The 17679-nt window shown below is 57.3% G+C and carries 15 protein-coding genes and 2 pseudogenes; 4 read left to right on the forward strand and 13 right to left on the reverse strand.

The window, feature by feature from the left end:
• Positions 1–3: 3 nt before the first annotated feature.
• Both KIP88_RS37900 and KIP88_RS37905 read right to left on the reverse strand, forming a co-directional pair.
• Positions 4–914 (reverse strand): annotated as a pseudogene (locus KIP88_RS37900) (nucleotidyl transferase AbiEii/AbiGii toxin family protein).
• Positions 901–1746, reverse strand: a complete 846-nt coding sequence (locus KIP88_RS37905) for a type IV toxin-antitoxin system AbiEi family antitoxin (protein WP_214493306.1) — start codon at positions 1744–1746, stop codon at positions 901–903. Before KIP88_RS37905 ends, KIP88_RS37900 begins: the two are co-directional and overlap by 14 nt.
• A 327-nt stretch (positions 1747–2073) precedes the next feature.
• On the opposite strand from KIP88_RS37905, the gene KIP88_RS37910 reads away from it, so the two are divergent.
• The 3 genes from KIP88_RS37910 (at position 2074) to KIP88_RS46965 (ending at position 6147) form a co-directional block, all read left to right on the forward strand.
• Positions 2074–3438, forward strand: a complete 1365-nt coding sequence (locus KIP88_RS37910; protein WP_214493283.1) for a phospholipase effector Tle1 domain-containing protein — start codon at positions 2074–2076, stop codon at positions 3436–3438.
• Between the two features lie 253 nt (positions 3439–3691).
• Positions 3692–5767: a sorbosone dehydrogenase family protein gene (locus KIP88_RS37915; protein WP_214493284.1), complete on the forward strand. Its 2076-nt coding sequence runs from the start codon at positions 3692–3694 to the stop codon at positions 5765–5767.
• A gap of 134 nt (positions 5768–5901) precedes the next feature.
• Positions 5902–6147: an SMP-30/gluconolactonase/LRE family protein gene (locus KIP88_RS46965; protein ID WP_308163727.1), complete on the forward strand. Its 246-nt coding sequence runs from the start codon at positions 5902–5904 to the stop codon at positions 6145–6147.
• A 231-nt stretch (positions 6148–6378) separates the two neighbouring features.
• Here KIP88_RS46965 and KIP88_RS37925 read toward each other — a convergent pair whose 3' ends face one another.
• A complete protein-coding gene (locus KIP88_RS37925; protein ID WP_214493285.1) occupies positions 6379–9483 on the reverse strand; it encodes a DEAD/DEAH box helicase in 3105 nt (1034 codons plus the stop codon).
• Between the two features lie 11 nt (positions 9484–9494).
• Positions 9495–9731, reverse strand: coding sequence for a YodC family protein (locus tag KIP88_RS37930; protein WP_214493286.1), 237 nt, complete (start codon positions 9729–9731; stop codon positions 9495–9497).
• A gap of 488 nt (positions 9732–10219) precedes the next feature.
• On the opposite strand from KIP88_RS37930, the gene KIP88_RS37935 reads away from it, so the two are divergent.
• The gene (locus KIP88_RS37935; RefSeq protein ID WP_214493287.1) at positions 10220–12700 is read left to right on the forward strand and encodes a DUF4238 domain-containing protein; all 2481 of its coding nucleotides are present in this window, start codon (positions 10220–10222) and stop codon (positions 12698–12700) included.
• Positions 12701–13006: 306 nt separating this feature from the next.
• Here the strand turns inward: KIP88_RS37935 and KIP88_RS37940 are convergent, their stop codons facing one another.
• The 9 genes and pseudogenes from KIP88_RS37940 to KIP88_RS37975 form a co-directional block, all read right to left on the reverse strand.
• Complete coding sequence (locus KIP88_RS37940) at positions 13007–13843, reverse strand: site-specific integrase (RefSeq protein ID WP_249791323.1); 837 nt, start codon at positions 13841–13843, stop codon at positions 13007–13009.
• On the reverse strand, positions 13843–13983 hold the full coding sequence (locus KIP88_RS46970) for a hypothetical protein (protein WP_249791324.1): 141 nt from the start codon (positions 13981–13983) through the stop codon (positions 13843–13845). Before KIP88_RS46970 ends, KIP88_RS37940 begins: the two co-directional genes overlap by 1 nt.
• Positions 13984–14382: 399 nt before the next feature.
• On the reverse strand, positions 14383–14673 hold the full coding sequence (locus KIP88_RS37945; RefSeq protein ID WP_214493288.1) for a pyocin activator PrtN family protein: 291 nt from the start codon (positions 14671–14673) through the stop codon (positions 14383–14385).
• A gap of 182 nt (positions 14674–14855) precedes the next feature.
• Positions 14856–15032, reverse strand: coding sequence for a hypothetical protein (locus KIP88_RS37950; RefSeq protein WP_214493289.1), 177 nt, complete (start codon positions 15030–15032; stop codon positions 14856–14858).
• A 13-nt stretch (positions 15033–15045) separates the two neighbouring features.
• The gene (locus KIP88_RS37955) at positions 15046–15333 is read right to left on the reverse strand and encodes a hypothetical protein (RefSeq protein WP_308163728.1); all 288 of its coding nucleotides are present in this window, start codon (positions 15331–15333) and stop codon (positions 15046–15048) included.
• 432 nt (positions 15334–15765) lie between these two features.
• The gene (locus KIP88_RS37960; protein ID WP_214493290.1) at positions 15766–16110 is read right to left on the reverse strand and encodes a response regulator; all 345 of its coding nucleotides are present in this window, start codon (positions 16108–16110) and stop codon (positions 15766–15768) included.
• A 97-nt stretch (positions 16111–16207) separates the two neighbouring features.
• Positions 16208–16468, reverse strand: a complete 261-nt coding sequence (locus tag KIP88_RS37965; RefSeq protein ID WP_214493291.1) for a hypothetical protein — start codon at positions 16466–16468, stop codon at positions 16208–16210.
• Positions 16465–16737: pseudogene (locus KIP88_RS37970) on the reverse strand (SOS response-associated peptidase); the annotation flags it as partial. The gene KIP88_RS37965 and the pseudogene KIP88_RS37970, both read right to left, overlap by 4 nt.
• 584 nt (positions 16738–17321) lie before the next feature.
• Positions 17322–17606: a DNA -binding domain-containing protein gene (locus KIP88_RS37975; protein WP_214493292.1), complete on the reverse strand. Its 285-nt coding sequence runs from the start codon at positions 17604–17606 to the stop codon at positions 17322–17324.
• Positions 17607–17679: the final 73 nt, after the last annotated feature.

Consider the following 17679-nt stretch of genomic DNA (forward strand, 5'->3'; position numbering starts at 1 on the left):
CGCCTAGTCGCTCAACACTTCTTCTAACCGTGCAACAAGTGCTTTGCGTTTTTCCGTCGAAAGCTTGTCGAGATTCTGTTGCCGCCATTTGACTGCCGGCAGGTCTGCCGCGCCGTCGACGCCCAGCAAATCCCACTTTGGCTCGCCCCGTTCGAATGAAACCAAGAACTCGCGGTGTTTCTTCGGCATTTGGCGACGATCTTTTCGATAATATTCTCTCTGGCCGCCAGCAATGCATCGAGCGGGACTTCGTTTTCTGTCATGCCGATGAAACCGCGTGCGTATTCGACGGAAATATCCTTGCGCGGTGGCGCTAGAACTTCCGACATCGGCCGATGATGGCTGAGCATGTAGACGATGAAGGCACAACGAAGATTGTCGTCGATGCCTTCATTCGCCAGTAAATCGCGTACGTCGAAAAAATCGCGCGGGTGTTGACGATCGAGCGCGGCCACAATTTTACCTGCGTACAGGTCTTGAAACGAGGTGACCTGAATTTCCGCATAGCCGAAGGCGTCTTCCACGGCTTCGGAAACTGATTTCAGGGCGGGCGGGTACACGCACCCGCGCAATACGGGCGTGACTTCGATTTTGATTTGAGCCTGATCCGCGCGCACCAGCAGCTTTACGAGATTGCCCTCGAAATGTTGCTCGATCACCTTGGAGGCCGGGATCGTTTGCTGGACTCTTTCAACGATGCGCTTGAGTGCTGCACTGATCGCGGTCAAGGATTCTGCACGCGGTTGAATCGGCAAATAGGTGAGGTCGATGTCGACCGACAGCCGAGGCATATTGCGCACAAAGAGATTGATGGCGGTTCCGCCTTTGAGCGCAAAGCAATCTTCCTGCGCGACCAGCGGGAGGACGCGCATGAGCAGTGTAACTTGGCGGCGGTACTGCTCATTGAACGCCATTCAGATCCTCCGGGACGGTGATCTGGTAGGCGGGGTCAAACTTCCCGCCCTTTACCAGCATTCGTTTGCCGGCGCCAAGATCGACCGTGTTCTTATCGACATGTTTGAGCCATGTGTGCTTATGGCGATCGGCGAAAAAGAAAAACAGGCGCTTCACTTTTACGCTGCGGCAATCGACCAGTAATTTTTGCAAACGCCGCGGCCTGAGATTTGAAAGGCCTTCCATGAGTTTGTCGGCCTGCTCGAAGCTTTCATGTGCCGGTAGCTCATCGAGCATTTCAAGATAGGCGCGCTCAGGCATGGAAAGGGTCAATGGCCAATCCCATTGACCCCAAGGCTGCGCCATGAAGCCTGATTGTGCGAGAACGTCATTATGGGACTTGGTGACATCCCATTTTAGGCTGCCAAGCCCGAAGGTGACCGGGTCGTTCTTGAACAACCTTTTGCTGTTGTGAAAAACGAATTTGGCGCCCACGCTTAGCTTTCCAAGCCAGGTCGGCGGGGACTTTGGCCCATATAGGTGGACCTCTGTTATCGTCTGCGAGAGATAATGCGCGAAGCCTTGGAGTTCGAGGGCAGTGCGGCCGCCTACTATGAGGGGGCTGGCGTTCAATATCGTCTGCAGCGATATGACGGCTTGCTGCCAGCTCAATGCACCGCGTGGTTTTCGGTACACGCTACGCGCGGGTTGTTCGAGGCGGCCCGTCGATACGTAGTGGCTGACAAGGTTGGTCGCGTAGCCTTTCTTTCGTAGCCAAGCGGCGTCCACGAGCAAGCCTTCCGGAAGCTCGTTCTGGAGTTGGTTTAGCTTGCTTGTGCTTTGCTCAGCCATATTGAGCAATATAGCATATCTTCAAACCCTAGGCTAGTTTAAAAAATGCCCTATTTAATCAACCGAATTGAGTATATGGCCCTACACGCGAACCGACTCTCGCTCAGATAGGCCAAATAGCGGTGGACATTTGTAGAACCGACTTGTTTTTGACCCAAATCTTGCACACCCTGAACCCTCGTTCCCCCTGATTAGTCTCGAAGCGCGAAATCAGCCTTAGGGCCACGTTACGGTTGAAGGTGACCGGACCATTAGGGAACGCGGGGCGCACTGGCCCATTCCAGCACGACACTTAGCGACGAGCGCATCTGATTTCGGTGGATCAACATGAAACGCCTAGTTTTTTGCTTTGATGGTACATGGAATGCGTTGAACGCGGATACGCCTACCAACGTCGTTTTGACCGCGGCGAGTATCGTTCGAGAAACGAGAGACGGAATAACGCAGATCATTCACTATGATGAAGGCGTAGGTACAGGCCGTCTCGAAAAACTCTCTGGAGGTATGTTCGGAGCAGGCCTGATCGAGAATGTTCGCGAGGCTTATCGCTTCCTGATCTTTAACTACGATCCCAACGATGAAATCTTCGTCTTCGGATTTTCTCGCGGCGCATTTAGTGCTCGGACCTTCGTGAACTTTGTGCGCCATGTCGGACCATTGCGTCGGCTCCATGCCGCCAGAATTGACGAGGCCTTAGAACTGTATCGTGAAAGACTCTCCGGAGCGGACGGCGCCAGCGAACGCATGAGAAAGTTTCGCGCTGATTATTCGAGTAATGTTTGTGTTGGTACCGACGACGATTCTTGGCGCTGCCAGAATGTGGCCAACTACCAAAAGGGCTCGGCTCCAGTCCTGACCATCAAGTACCTGGGAGTTTGGGATACCGTTGCAGCGCTCGGATTTCCCGAGCTCATGCCTTTCAGTCAGAAGCTCAACAACAAATATGCTTTTCATGATGCAAGTTTGAGCGATTTTGTCGAGAGTGCGAGACATGCCGTCGCAATTGACGAGCGCCGCGCATTATTTCCACCCGCCACCTGGGGTGATCTAGCCGCCATTAACGCTGAAAAAAACTATGCCCCGGATCATCTTGATGCTCCCTATCAGGAGAAGTGGTTTCCCGGCACTCATGGCTCAGTGGGCGGCGGCGGTGACATTCGCGGATTGTCTGACGGGGCACTGGCTTGGGTGTTGAAAGGTGCAAAGCGTGCGGGCTTGGTACTTGATACCGCCGCCGGTTCGCGCATCCAAGGATTTGCTCCCAATGCTCTCGTGCCGCTTGTGAACATGAGCAAGCCGGAAAAAAATTTCACGAACGTCATCACGACGGACAGGGAAGGGCCGGATCACCTCTGGCAACTTTCTGCGGCGGCACTGCGCCGTTACAAGGCCTCGCCCAGCGAATTGCCTGATCGGGTTACTTATAGGCCAAGAACGTTGAGCAAGCTTGATTCAGCCCTTGCGTCTTACGTGATCGATGCCGGTCAGCAGGATACCAACATTCTCGCTGAACACGTGGTTGTATCAGGAGATCAGCTCCGCAAGCTCGCAAAGCATTACTATGGCGACACTGAAAAGTGGAAGATTATCTTCGACGCCAATAGAGACACGATCGACGACGCAGATGAATTATTTGTCGGCTGGAAATTGCGTATCCCAGCATTGTCGTCAACTGAGCAACTTTCCATCTGAATTCGAGTGGAAGGAGGTGACGACTGCGGCCTGAGAACGGCAGGCGATCTGGCGCACTGATCGGTTTTCACAGAAGGTTTATCAGTCCGGAGCGGTCGACACTCTTGGGGCCACCCACTCCGTAATGGTGACGGCCACCTCCGATCGCAGGAATGCAAGAACGTTTGGTTGTAGTATCTGATTATGAGTATCAGGGGTAATGCTATGGTATCTTGAGTGGCGACTCGCGTCTGCGAGAGATTCGGAGATTGCCATGGCTCATGCGAGTCTTGCCTGTTCTTTTCGTCGAGAGATTCGAACGGCGCTTGTGCTTGCCGCCACGGCTCTCTGTGGTTCGTCGGCCTGGCCAGTTGAACCCGAAAGAAAGAGCGGATACGCGATCGGCGCGGAGCGATGCGGCGGCCGGGGCCTATCGTTTCCCAGGGTCAAGATCGACATGAAGAAGGGATTTTGCGCGGGGCTGGTTCTGAGCGAGGAAGATGGGCTGAGATTTCCGCGCTCCATCGTGCAAATCCCCGGCCACGAGCAGTTCGTGATCTCCGACATGGGTGGATGGAATCGCACAGATGGTCGGCTGCTGCTGCTTGATCCTCACGCCGCGGAAGGCAAGCGGGTCAAGGAAATCGTCACGAACCTCGAATATCCGTTCGGCCTCGCGATCGGACCGGATAAGAAAACCTACGCCTCAACCCATGAGACGATTTTTCGGTTCGATCCACTCGCGGCAAATCCGAAGAGCACGATCGAGACAATCATTCACGGCCTCCCGGGCCGCAGGGTCACGCTTCCGGACGGCGCCAAGATCGAAGAAAGCAGTCACTCGCTCAAGCATTTCATTTTCGACAGGACGGGACGCATATTCGTCAATATCGGCTCCCACAGCGACGACTGCATCACGAGGCCGCCGATCACCAAGCCGTGCGCCGCGGGTGAAGGCCCGTCGCCTCTTGCCTCCATCTGGGTGTTCACGCCGTCATCCGGTAACGTATTCCCGGCGCTTAGGCCGGGCGATTCCAACCCGCCGCGCGAGATTTATGCGCGAGGCCTCCGGAACTCGATGGCGCTCGCCGTGCATTCCCGCTTCCCCGACGCCGGTTATGCCTTGCTGCAGGGCGAGAATGCGAGGGACCTGCCGGATATCTTCCAGCCCAACGAGGAGATCAACGCGATCGAGAGAGGGAAGCATTACGGCTGGCCGTATTGCTACGATCTTTCGACGCCAAGCCCTGAATTTAGGGCGGTGCTACAGTCGGGGCCCTACAAGAATTTCTGCAACAACACCGCCGCGTACAAACCGCCGCACTCGCTGCTGCCGCCACACGGCGCGCCACTCGGCATGCTGTATTATCGGGGGAGCAAATTCCCGGAACTTGACGGCAAGCTTCTTGTCGCCTTGCACGGCTACCGCCCGACGGGAAGCCGTCTTCTCATCTACGATGTAGACGGCCGTGGCTTCCCGAAAATAAGCCCGCCGCCCGTCCGCTATCAAGTAAGCTGTGGCGCTGAACCGAGCCGCGCCTTTCAGACCGACGCCGGAAATGCTCCGGCCGCCGCCTATGAGGAGCTGATATCCGGCTGGTACCGGGTAAACGGCGCGCGGCCGCAGGGCGCGCCGGTCGGCATGACGGTCGCGGCCGATGGTGCGATTTGGATCGCCGAGGACAAAAACCAGACTGTAATTCGCATCGACCGCGCTTCCGGCAACCCGCCCGATCCGCTGCCGTGCGGCGTGCGGACGCCTGAGCAGATCGACGAGCTTGCTGGCTTCGTCGCGAACGATTCCAAGAACAAGGCTCGCCTGACTTCCGTCCGGACCAATCTGGTCGAGAAGCACTGCCTCGGCTGCCATTCCGATTTCGGGCTTAAGAAAGGACAGCCGGAGGCTGAGAAAGATCAAACGGTCCTGCGCTTCATGCTCGCGCAGGACGGCTGGATTTATCCCGGAGACCCCGATTCTGGGAAGCTGCGCATCCGTCTCCGCGGCCTCGGCGCGGAAAAGCTGATGCCTCCAGGAGGAGAGAAACTGCCCCAGACGGAGCCGGGCTACTCGCAGGTTCTGAACTTTGCCGATTATCTGGCGGGGACGATGGTTCCCGGAACAAGGATGCGGATCAAGCCCGGTCCCGTTCAGAGGAAATTCGTTAGCAAGTCCGACAAGGAATGCGGCGAAATCCCGACGACGAAGGTCGTCGTGGTGACACAAAAGAACGCTGCAGGTAAGCCCGGCTTCAGCCGGTTCTATCGGCCTGCCGATATCTTCCTCAACGGCGAGTGCACCGATGCAGATGGCTACTATATCCGTCAGGACCTTCTGGTGCCTTTGCTGTAGCGCCATGCAGAGCCTGGCCGCCGTGACATCCGCGCCGGCCGAAGTGAAGTTGTTCGAAAGCGTCCAGACCACGCCCGCGGGCGAATACACGTCCGGCATCGAAGGGCCGGCCGTCGATCTCGACGGCAATCTCTATGTCGTCAATCTCGGCAGACAAACTATTCATCGCCCGCATCCTGAAGGGTTCAATTGCCGTCCTGACCCCAGACGGCAAAGCCCAGAGAGAGATCGCGCTCAAGGGCAAAGAGCCCTCAAACCTCGCCTTCGGTGGCAAAGACGGCAAGACGATCTTTGTCACCCAGCGGCAAGGGGGCTTCGTCGAATCCTTTCGCACAGACCAGGAAGGACGTGAGTACTGCCTGCAAAGAACTGATTGCTAGACATAACTGATAAGCCTTCGAGCAAATGCTTATCAGTTTGCGATTGGGCAGATTTCTAACAAGGGCTGCGACGACACTGAGCCGTCGCCGCGCGCCTGAGTTGAAGCGCTTCAAGCCCGAGGAGCGCGCCTGCGAGGTTCGAGACGAAGGCGAACGGCGCCTTGCTTTCGCGAGGCGGCTGCTGGCGCAACTGATGGCAATCATGGGGCTCCGCCGCTACCAATCCCGCCGTTATGCCACGTAAGCCTCAAGTACCGGAGTCTTAGACGCTGCCGCTTGCGTCCGCTGTCTTGCAATCCGTTTGGCAACGTCCCGAATGAGCTGGAGCTTCCGCTTGTCCTCATCAAGGCAAGCAAGGAGCTGCTCATCCGAGGCAGCGCTTATGGGGTCCAGTTCGCAAAGATGCGCTGCGGCGAGGCGGCAATAATCGCCCCGCAAGAGTTCGGCCCCGGCAAACTGGGCCAATTCCGCGGCCGCGCTTGGAACGCCGTAGGTAAGTCTAACGGCCAGCCGCCCGACGCGGTTACCCAGGTCAAGCGTCGGGTGCAATATCTCTGCAACACGCGCAGCAACAGGTACAAGATCGCAAGTCCGTGCCGCTACCGAGCGGATAGGGCCTGCCGCTCCACCAAAGGCCCCACCAAATTGCGTCAGCACGCGTTCGATCTCGTTCATCGCTCGGCCGGACACAAACAACAGGCAGGCGACAGCTTTCTTGGCGCGCAATGTGGCCTGATGACTTTCGGTTATCCCCCGCTGAAGCGCATTCAAAACCTGCCAAGGCACGCCTTGTCCCCGGAGCTCATTAGGCCAAAGTTGTGGTTCCTTCTGCGTGCTCTTCTTGTTGATCGGGAACAAAACCTGATCGACCTCGACAGTCGTTTGCGCCGCCGCAATTAGAACAGGATCGCTAATTTCTTCGGGTTGAAGCGACGCGAGGCAGTCCACCAGCGCAATGATGGACCCCACCTCAGCTGCGCTTTCTCCAGCGAGACGTCCAAGCTTGGTGAGTTCAAAAGCGCCTGCCGCATTTTTCTCCACAAGGTGATGTTGTTCCAAATCCGCCAACGCCAAGACAAGATCGGCTCGGCTCCACTGCCATCCCGTGCTCGCGCGCCTCGCCTGAAAGGCTCCAAAGCTGGATTCGAGGAATTCGACGATCTCCTCACTTGCGGCCCCTTCGCCGGCCGCGCGACGGGCGGCAACCAAGACGCGAATGATAAGGGAACGGGGATCTGTCTTTTCATCGAGGAAGCGCGACACCAAATCCTCCGGCGTCGCCGTCACATAGCGCGACCAGAGATCATGTTCGGCACGCGGATCGAGCGCCAACAGATATGAGGCGCCTTTTTCAGCAAAACCAAGCCGGCCAGCACGACCGACGAGATTCTTGTACTCTGCTACGGAATACGGTTCATCGCCGGGATGAGTCAGCCCGGCAATGATTACCGAAGACGCGGGCGTATTTATGCCCATCGCCAACGTGGTTGTCGCAGCAATGACCCGCAGCCCGGAGCCGGGCCGTCGAAACTCTTCTTCCACGATCCGGCGTTCTTCGCGTTCAAGATCAGCATTGTGGAACGCGACACCACGCGCGAGCGCACCGCGCAAATCCGCGCTGGCCTGCGAAGGATCGCCTCCAGGCATCTGCTCTAAGGCCTCGGCAGCGGGAGGCAGCCCGAGTGCCGTCGCCAAATAGTTTGCACAGCCGCGTGCCTCGCCTTTTGTCTCGCGAAACACGATGACTTGCTGGCCTTCCGCTACGAGCTTCCTCACTAGCGGGATGATCAAATCTTGGCTGGATCCTTTTCCCCCGACGTTTGGCCGGATGATGGGGCCCTCGGCTCGCTCTTTGTCGGTTGCCGGATCAATAAATCGGAAATAGCCGTTGCCGAGCAGGAGACCTTCCTCGAGCGGGACCGGTCGTTCGGTTCGTCGGAGAAGCCGAGCTCCCAGCCATTGCTCCAGACCGTTCGTGTCCCCGATCACGGCAGATAGGGCGATCAATTGTGGTTCAACCCCCTCACGGCGACGCATCCGAATCAGGGTGAGAACAAATTCGAGATTGGCGCCGCGGCTGCGGTCGGCAATCATTTGTGCTTCATCAATAACAATCGTGCCGACCTGCGCCAGCACGTGCGGAAAAGTGAGGGCGATAGCCGCAAACTTTTCGTAGGTCAGGAGGCCAATATCGTATTGGCCCCGAAGCAGCGGCGTGATGTCATCGGTTTCACCAGTGGCTTCCACCGTCCGAACACCGAAGGCACCATAGACGTTCGCGAAATGACGACGCTTGTCGGCCACAAGAGCCTTGAGCGGCAACAGGAACAGGGCCCGCTTGCGATCCAGCACACTTCGCAATGCCGCTAACTCGCCCACCATCGTCTTGCCAGACGAGGTCGGAGCCGAGACGACAAGATTCTCGCCATCCAATACGCCGAAGTCGTTGATGGCAGTTGTCTGAATCGCATTCAGAGATGGGATCGCACCGCCCCAGGCAGCAATCAGTGCGCTCGGGAATCCAGCAGCAGCAAGACTAGAGAGATCGGATGACACACTGGCTGGCAATCGCGACGGGAATGCAGCCTGATACTTTGCGCCTGCTACAAACACGGGCCATTCAATGTCACCATCGATGGTTCCACGCATGGTCGGATTTTGCAGCTTTCCAACTTGAGACGCGGCAGCCTTTACCCGGTTCGTGACGTGTTCGAGCATCCGGTAGAGCGAGATCTTGCCTCCGCCAACGACTTCTTCAGCACCGCGCAACGCCTCCAGCAAGAAATGGGTGAGGAACCCATGCCCGAAGCGACGGTGTTCGTAGGCGGGTTCGGTTGCGGCAGATGCCGTGAAAATAATACGCCCTGCGCCCGCAAGCTGGGCGAGCCTCGCGTCGGTTGACATGATGCTCCGGGCCTTCGTGTCGACGTGCAGCACCTTCGCCCCAATGCCGCCGGAGAAACAGCAATCGAGGAAGAGGATCAAACGCTTTGCTGGAATGCGCGAAAACCAATCCTGCAACAGATCGAGCGGGATGGCAGTGCCCGTGAGATCGGCCAGATCCGCGTCATGCGTCACAAGTTCGTGCGACTCTGATCCGTGGCCGGAGAAGGCAATCACCACCGTATCTTCGGGATCACACCCGGACAGGTCCGCAAAAGCCGCCTCAACACGTGAGCGCGTGGCATCGGCATCCGTCAGCAGCACGGTCGATTCGCCGAGCGTGTCAAAGAACAGCGCTTCGAGCGCCATTGCATCGCGACGCGCACATGTCAGCTCATCAATGCTGGCTGAGACGTAACGATCAATGCCGATGAAGAGACCGCGAAACGCCACGGGCCACCGCCTTATGCCCGTTGAATGCCGACAGAGAATGAGGCCCGCGGCTTCTCAGCTTTCTCAAGGACGGCAGGCGCGAATGTTTCCTTCTGCGCGACCTGCTTATTGCCCACCTTCTCAAACCACACACAGGAAACGAAATCTTCGCCGAACGTGGCTGACGTGCCAACTTGCTCAACGGTCATTACTGGCCCGCCGGATTTCACCTGCACGAGGTCGCCGGGCTTAAATTCACTCAATTCCATCCCCGAACTCCTATTTTGCTTCCGCCCATGGCTCCAAACGAAGTTAATGCGTGAACGAAAGAATAAATGCTTCTTCCGGTCGTGAGGTCGCAGCCTTAGGGGGTAGCCGATAACCTACCAACTATATATGGGGATGGTTCCTGCCTATCGCAAGTGCATCCATCAAAATGCAGGCAAGTGCTTGAATTTTAGTTCTTAATTTGTTCGCGGGCTTGAAACCGACAAGCTTCGCTTTGCGGTCTTCCAGCAAACGCTAGGTTTCGTTTAACAACAAAGCCGATGGACCAAGCCGGTCGTTCTTTGCAGGTATCGAACGTGGCCGGCGTTGGCCTGCGATGACGAGCCATCAGGCTTAGCTCGTCGTATTGCCGCGAAAAAGCTGAACGCTGTGGGCATACGGCGTAACCGGTTGGCAATTCGACCCCATATCAGGAGTGTCCGATCGATGGCCCGGCGCTGACGGCTCGTCGGTGCAATAGGCGCGTGAAATGGACTTACAGCTCGTCGCTCGGGAGCGGCGCTACAAATCGGTGGGCATGTCGCCAACAAGAAACAATCACTATGTTCCGCGGTGGTATCAGGCCGGCTTCTTCGAGCCGGGGCGCAATACGCTCGCCTATTTTGATCTCACGCCGCCTCAGAAAGCACTCGATGACGGTCGGATTGTCACGATTGGCAAGTCCCTGATCCATTGGCCGACTACCCAGTGCTTTCAACAGAAAGATCTCTATTCGACGTTCTTCGGCACGTTCGTCAGCGACGAGATCGAGCGCCGATTGTTTGGCGATGTCGATGCCAAGGGCGCGCAGGCCGTGCGAGCGTTTTGTGAGAACGACCCCGGCAAGTGGCACGAGCATTTTCAAACTCTGTTCCAATACATCGACGTGCAGAAAATCCGCACACCCAAGGGACTCGATTGGTTGAAAGCGCAGTATCCTGCTTTGACGCAGAACGATCTCATGTTCGAAATGCAAGGCATTCGCTCGATGCACTGCACGATCTGGGCCGAGGGCGTGCGCGAAATTGTGACCGCCGATGACTCCGAGATCAAATTCATCACCAGCGATCATCCGGTCACCATTTATAATCATGCGGTACCGCCTGATGCTGCGCTCGGCGCGTATCCGCTCGACCCGTCGATCGCACTGAAGGCGTCGCAGACACTTTTTCCACTCTCACGTGACTTCTGTCTGATCCTCACCAATCTTGAATATGCGCAGAACCCCGATGCAAACCCGCTCGAGAAGCGGACCTTTGCGCGAAACTACCGAAATTCAATGGTTCGAACCGACGCCTTCATCCGCGTGCGTAAGTTCGCCGCGCCCGATGTTGCGCGCATCAATCGGATTGTCCGAGCGAGAGCCCGCCGCTTTATTGCCGCAGGCCGAAAGGAGTGGCTGTACCCGGACGAAACCGAGGATTGGAGTGAATGCCGACGCGTTCTCTTACCGCCCGAAAACGAACTCTTCCACTATGGCGGCGAGATGTTCGCTAAGTTCGAGAGCGGTCACGTCCATTACCAGGACGCGTTCGGCAGGACCGAAAAGGAGCGTGAATGGCTGAAGAAGCCGGCCCGCGCCAAACCCCTGCGACCCAATGATGTGTGCGGATGCGGCTACGGACAACGCTTTAAGGACTGCTGCGCTTCGAAACCGCCCGCGTTGCGACCAACTTGGACCGAGCGCAGCATCCGCGAACGCAACATCATGTTTTACAACGCCCTTGAGCATGTGCTCGGGCTCGCCGAAACGGAAAAAGATTGGGTCACCATCCGCCGCGAAATGACCGACGAGAAAATCAAGCAAATCTATCATTTGTACGAAGGTCTATGGCCGGAACAGACCGACCTTTTGCAGCTCCTCCCGAAGCCCGACGGGACGCCGCGGGCGATCTATACCGGCGCTATTCACCCCGACGCGATAGCGGACTACGCGCTCGGGGCATCGCTGTATTTTGGAGAGTTGATCATTCAGCACCCGTTCGTCAATGCGCGCATTCTGAACCCCAAATTTAGTCCCGTCAAAAATCCGAGTGCCTATCGTCAGGAGGTACTCAAATCGATTGCGTTCTTTTACACAGTAATGCCGTTGGTCGAGCGCGGCTTGGTCAATCTGATCCCTGATCCGTGTGACTTTGACAAACATCTTCGCGACCAGATGTGGCAGATGGCGCGATCCCGATCGGTCGGTAATGACCCGCGAATGTACGAAGACGATCGCACGAAGGTCTTGATGAGGGAGGACGCCCAGCGCGGTATCATGTCCATGCCGCAGCGGGTCTTGCGTTCGCAGATGCAAAAGGTGTTTCCTGACAAAGACGAAGCCGAACGCGAGACCATGCTGCAAGCAATGCTTCGACTTCAAGAACAGGATCCGCTGGCCGTCCTCCAGCAAGAGCCGTTTGAGAGCGGTGAGGGGGCGGCTAGCCTTAACATGGCGAAACTGGCGCCGAATTTTGAGATGGCCATGTATTTGGCTCAAGCGACAGGTGCCAGCATCGTCACCGACAGCCCGGCTCGCTGGCAAGAAATACTCATGGCCGCAGCCCGGCCGGCACGCATACCAACAATGGCGGTACCCGAGCTCGCCCGCGCTATTCGTGAGTCCGTGTTTGCGTTTCCACAAACGGCGTCTGACGTCGTGGCGTTAGCGTCGGATACGTCGTTTTTCGGGTATCATCAAGTTATGCGCGACACATTCAAGTATGTAACGAAACTCGGCGATCGCGGCCGCAAGCCGAATGTTGAGCAGGGGCTGGCCGGCCGCTTCACGCGTACGCACACACCGGCGCAGCAGAGTCTTCAAAAAGCCGATATCCCGCTCAAACAAGCGCGAATTGCCGGTCTGTTCCTGCAGGGCGGGATCCAGGACAACACCGTCAATCGTCTGCTCTTGATGTCAAGTTCGGAGAACCATCTGCCAAATGTCGCGATGGTCTTTCATATTGAGCCAATCAAGGTGGCCGACTAGGGGAGAATAGGGGCGACGATTGTCGTCGCCATCGTCTCCCTAGCCTTTTCGAACCGGCTCGTGTGATGCCGCTTTACCAACCATTCCCATAGGCTACATCTCGATTCCCGATCATTGCGCACCGGTACCCGTTCCATGAGCCCTTCAATGAGCGACAGCAGCGCTGCGTCACAGCTAGCGGAATCGCTCGGAATCGCGGCCTCTTGCGGGGCACCGCCTCTCGGTTTTGGCAGCGGTCGATCTTCCTGACTTTTATGAGAGATAACAAGACCGATTTGCGTGCACACAGCACCCTGCCTAGATCGGCTATGAGGCAGCTAACGTCGCGATGGATTCTTCCATCGACGGCTGCTGCGCGTATTGCAGCTTAAGCAAATCTTCAACCTTTAGATTGGTATAGCGCTGGAGCTGTCGCCAATCCTTGTGGCCGGTGACAAGTGCTACCTTCTCGATCGGAAGTCCTGCCTCGAACAGGCGGCTCGTTCCCTCGTGACGCAGGTCGTGAAAGTGGAGGTCGTCGATCTTGAGTTCATCGCATGCCCGGGTGAATGCCGCGCTGACGGATCTGTGGTTGTGGGGAAAGATCCGTCCATAGCCTCGAGTCACAATTCGCTGCTGAAGCACGACCTCCCACGCGTCATAGCCCGTTAGATTGAGCAAAGGTACTTTCTGATCATTTCCATCCTTATTCCTCGGATCCTTTCTGTCTTGAATGACCACCAATCGTTTCTTCATATCAACCAGCGGCCACTCGGGTTTGCAGATCTCTTCCTGGCGCAACGTCGTTGCCACGGCATATCTGACGATCCGTCCCATCGGTATGAATTGCCGAGGGTTCGTCTCAAAGTATTCGATTGGTTCGTCGAGTTCGTCTTGTGTGGGTCGTCGGTGACGCTCTTTGCCCTTTCCAACCAGATTGAGGTGACTTAGCGCAACGCGTGCGAGGCCGGCTTCTTTGGCTGAAACCTCGATGCCGTGCACAGCGGCGGCGTGCGTTATGATTGTGCGGATGAAAGACAAATCGATCGCCAACGTCGCGGGACCAGCGCCTTGCTTGGCGCGCTTTCTTCCGAACTCGATCAGCCGCTCTCGATTGAGTGCAGGCAACTTCACATTACCGAGCTCGGTCTTGAGCGACGCCATCACAGCAGCTTTTGACCGGCGAGGGGCCTTCCAACTTCGTGCATGTCTTCATCGTGTAGGTCGATCAGATCGCCAAACGTGCGAATGTTGCGCGCCGCGCGTGGTTTGGACGATCCTTTGCGGTCAATGTTGCGCTCCATTTCGAGCGCCCAATTCTTCTCCGTCCTTGCCCCGACGGAACGTCTCGGCCACATAACGGGTCTTGCGGCGGACCTGGACGCGCCAGTTTCCGGATGCCAATTGTGTGAAGGTCGCCACGCGTGTGCACTCCGACTTTCGTGTGCGCTGTGTGTGCACCGGGAGGTCAAAACAGCAACAAACGTCTGCAATTTCGGCTAGTTTCGATGCGCACGTTCGTGCTCGATCCCATTGGGAGCACAATGTAAATTGTTGAGATCGAAGACCACCGCGCTTTTCGGTGGCACCCATGATGAATTGGACCGACTGAACGACGAAGAATCAAAGTTGTCGTTGCAGCACAGTGGTTTCTTGCATTTTCAGAAATGGCGAAAATAGGCCGTGTAGCATTTTCGTCGTACCTAGCTCGCGAGTTGCTGATACTCCTTGAGCGCGGCTGCGCGGCGAGCGTCGAGGTAGTCGGCCAAGTCCTGAAGGTGGACGCCCTTGGCGCACTTCTGACTCGGCTCCATGCGGACCAACGGGATCGCGATTTCGCCTGCGCCGACCTTGCGGACGAACTTCGCCGGATCGAGATGCGAGAAGTAGTCGCGGCAAACATCCTCGACCGGGATCACCGCCTTGCCGCCGTACTGCGCCATAAGCAGGAAGGCGGTGTTGAGGGTGGGGGAGTTGGCGGCTGCTTTGTTCATGAGACAGATGCTAGTTCGGCGCACCGGCGACTCAAGCTGTTCTGGTCTCCTTACGGGAGGGCAGAGACGTTAGGAACCGCTGTCGGAGTGGGGAGATTAAAATGATGTCGCACTTCCCCCCGGTGCGACACACCTCGGAGGGGTCTCGGCGCCGCCGCCTGGGGCCCTTTCGTCGTGAACGCTTATGCTGTCTTGGGGCTGTTCATGACTTTCTCGACTTCATCGGCCAGCCGATCCAAATGCTGGCACAGTCGGTCGAACATTTCCCGTTTGGCGTGGTCCGTAGCGAGATCGCGAATTAGAGCGGCCTCCGACGCGTCCCGTCGCAGTTTCTCGATTGAGGCGAGGTAATCCTTCATGGCGCTGCGCCTCTTACTGTGGCGACCGCAGACCGGGAGACTTCAGCCACTGGTCCAGGTGCGCAGCGGTCTCGGCTTGTCGGGCCTCCCGTTCGAGCTCATGCCGCTCAATGCCGGGCGGCAGTTTCTTGGCTTCCGCGCGTAAGCGTTCGGCCTCCTGAATGAGCCGATCGGGAATGGTCAATACGTCTTTGAAACGGCGTTGCTGCATGGCGCTGCTCCATTCCGCGAGGATGGCGGGAGCGCGATCGGCGTTCTCATCACCGATAGCTGCCGTGGGACCTTGCGGTGACGGGAACATTTTGCGCCCCGCTGGGAGCGGGTGCCACAGGTTTTATTTCGTTCCCCCAGGGAACATTTTGATTTGGTGGGAGATGGCGGCATTTAGGTAGGGGCGAACAACGCTTCTCTCAGGTTGCTTTCAGCAACAACCTAGCGCAGCGGGCACACCATCGCGCAGCTTCGCCCGCAGTAAGGAAGATGCTCCTAGGGAACTCTCTTTCTCCTAGGGAGTTCCATTTTCCGGAACCTGGAGGCGACACATGCAAGCAGCCATTGATCGCGTGATGCAAAGCTACGGCATGATGGTGAATCTAACGCCGGCGCAGGAGGCCGAAGCTCGGGAGAAGGTTACCAATTTTTTGAAAGACAAAGGCGGAGACGAGCACCACCTAGCCGTCGAAGGCCTCAAATATTTACTTGGCCATGTCCCAAAGCCCCGACGACGGACAGCTCACCTCAGCACCGCGTCCAGCAGCTGCTGTGGCTCATAGGGCTTCATAAGAAAGTGGGTGTCGTGCGGAACGGGGGGCGGGCCCTGTCCAGAGACCAACACCACGTTGAGGTCCGGGAACTTGCGCTTAGCATACTGCGCAAGCTCGACGCCGGACATATCTCCACCCAGCTCTACATCGGTCACCAGAGCCCGCAGGTCAGGGCCGGTTGAAGCCAGCACCAGTTCCGCGGCCGCTGCATTGGCACACTCCACCACCTCAAGTCCCTCGCTTTTCAGAAGGTCGGAAAGGCACTCCCGCTGGAACGGATCATCCTCCACAATGAGGGCTACGAAGTTCGACATCATTGCCTCCAGAAAAGAAAACAAATCCCGGAATTGGCAATGGTTGCAATCCGGCCGGCTGGTGTTCGGATGGATTGGTTGTGCTGGGCTGACGGAGCTACGCGAACAACTCCGCGCCCGCTGGCGTGAAGGTGACGAAGGTCTCGGACTCGTGCATCTTGAGCCAGCCGCGGTCGATCGCGGGTTTGAGGCCAGCGCCGTACTCGGCCGGGCTGCCGCGGTCACGGAAGAGAAACGGCTCGTTGATTTTCTCGATGTGGATGCGCCCTTGAATAGGTTCGACCGCGTTGGCGATTTCGAGGATTCGGCGCGCGGCATTTTCCGGGTCGGCATAGGGGCGGGCGGTGGCGTATTTCATGCGGCGGCCTTGTCTTCTTTGTCCACACCGCGCGCAACGACACTGATCGCATCGTCGGGCAACGGCCGCTGTAGCGCCTTGGCTTCATCCCACGGCGCGCGCATCCAGACGTCGCGCTCCTCGTCTGTCATCAGGATGACCGGCATGGCTTTCGGATGGATCGGTTCGACGACGGCGTTCGGTGAAGTCGTGAGAAAGCCATAGACCTGATTCGGGCCCGGGATCAGTTTCGATTTCGTCCCGCGGTCGCCCTTGAACTCGGTCCAGATGCTCACTAAGCACGGTGCAAGGCAGGCGCCTTGCCTGCAATACCCTAGGCCCGGTTGGGGCCCGAGGATTTCTACCATGCTTATGCAGATCAGATTTGGTGCACACGAGGGGCCGTCCTGTCCGTCCTGTACCGGCACGATGTACGTGACCAGGCGCACGCCGCATGCGCTTTACGGCAGCACCTACGAGCTACAGACTTTTGAATGTCGGACGTGCAAATATGAAGTCAATCGAAGTGCCGACAGAAGCGGTCTTCCGCATTTGAGCGACGCCCTGCACCGGTTGGGCTAGACATTTCCCGGATAAACAGACGGTGAGGGTGTCCGTTGTGAGAGGATGCCCTAGGTCAGCTGTGGCACCTTAAATCAAACCGAGCACGTAGCGCGATGAAGTGCTGCCCCACTTGGCTTCCTTCATCGTGGAAGCGATAGAGATCAACCGGCGACCAAAGAGAAGCACTTCTTGGCCACGATCGCGAACGAGGCTCCACCCTTTAAGTTTACGCCGACGCTCGACGGTCCGATGTTTGGCGCATAGGCAGCCACCTCCTGACGAATTGCACCTCCTGACGAATTGGCAGTCGTCACTTTTTTGCCGACGCGCCATCACGCAGCAGATGCCGATAACCGTGCTCCGTCATCCATTTGGCGCGCGACAAATGGCTCTCGAACGTTCTCCGGGCGCGATCAGCTTCATGTTCTGGGTCAAGGTGCAGCACCACTCGCGCGACTTCACGCCAGTCGGCACCTTGCCCGTCCGCGTCGAGCAGACGCAGATAAGTGACAAGGTGTTTCTCGTCGTAAACGGTCAATACGGAACTGGAGGGCGCGGTATCGGCGACATCTGGATCAAGCGGCGGCTTCGGCATCGGATTTCTCGCAATAGCTTGTCGTCGGCCAATTTGCATTGGTCTCCTTGGCATATTGATGACCAGCTACTGG

Source organism: Bradyrhizobium sp. SRL28, from assembly GCF_018596315.1.
Classification (GTDB): Bacteria; Pseudomonadota; Alphaproteobacteria; order Rhizobiales; family Xanthobacteraceae; genus Bradyrhizobium.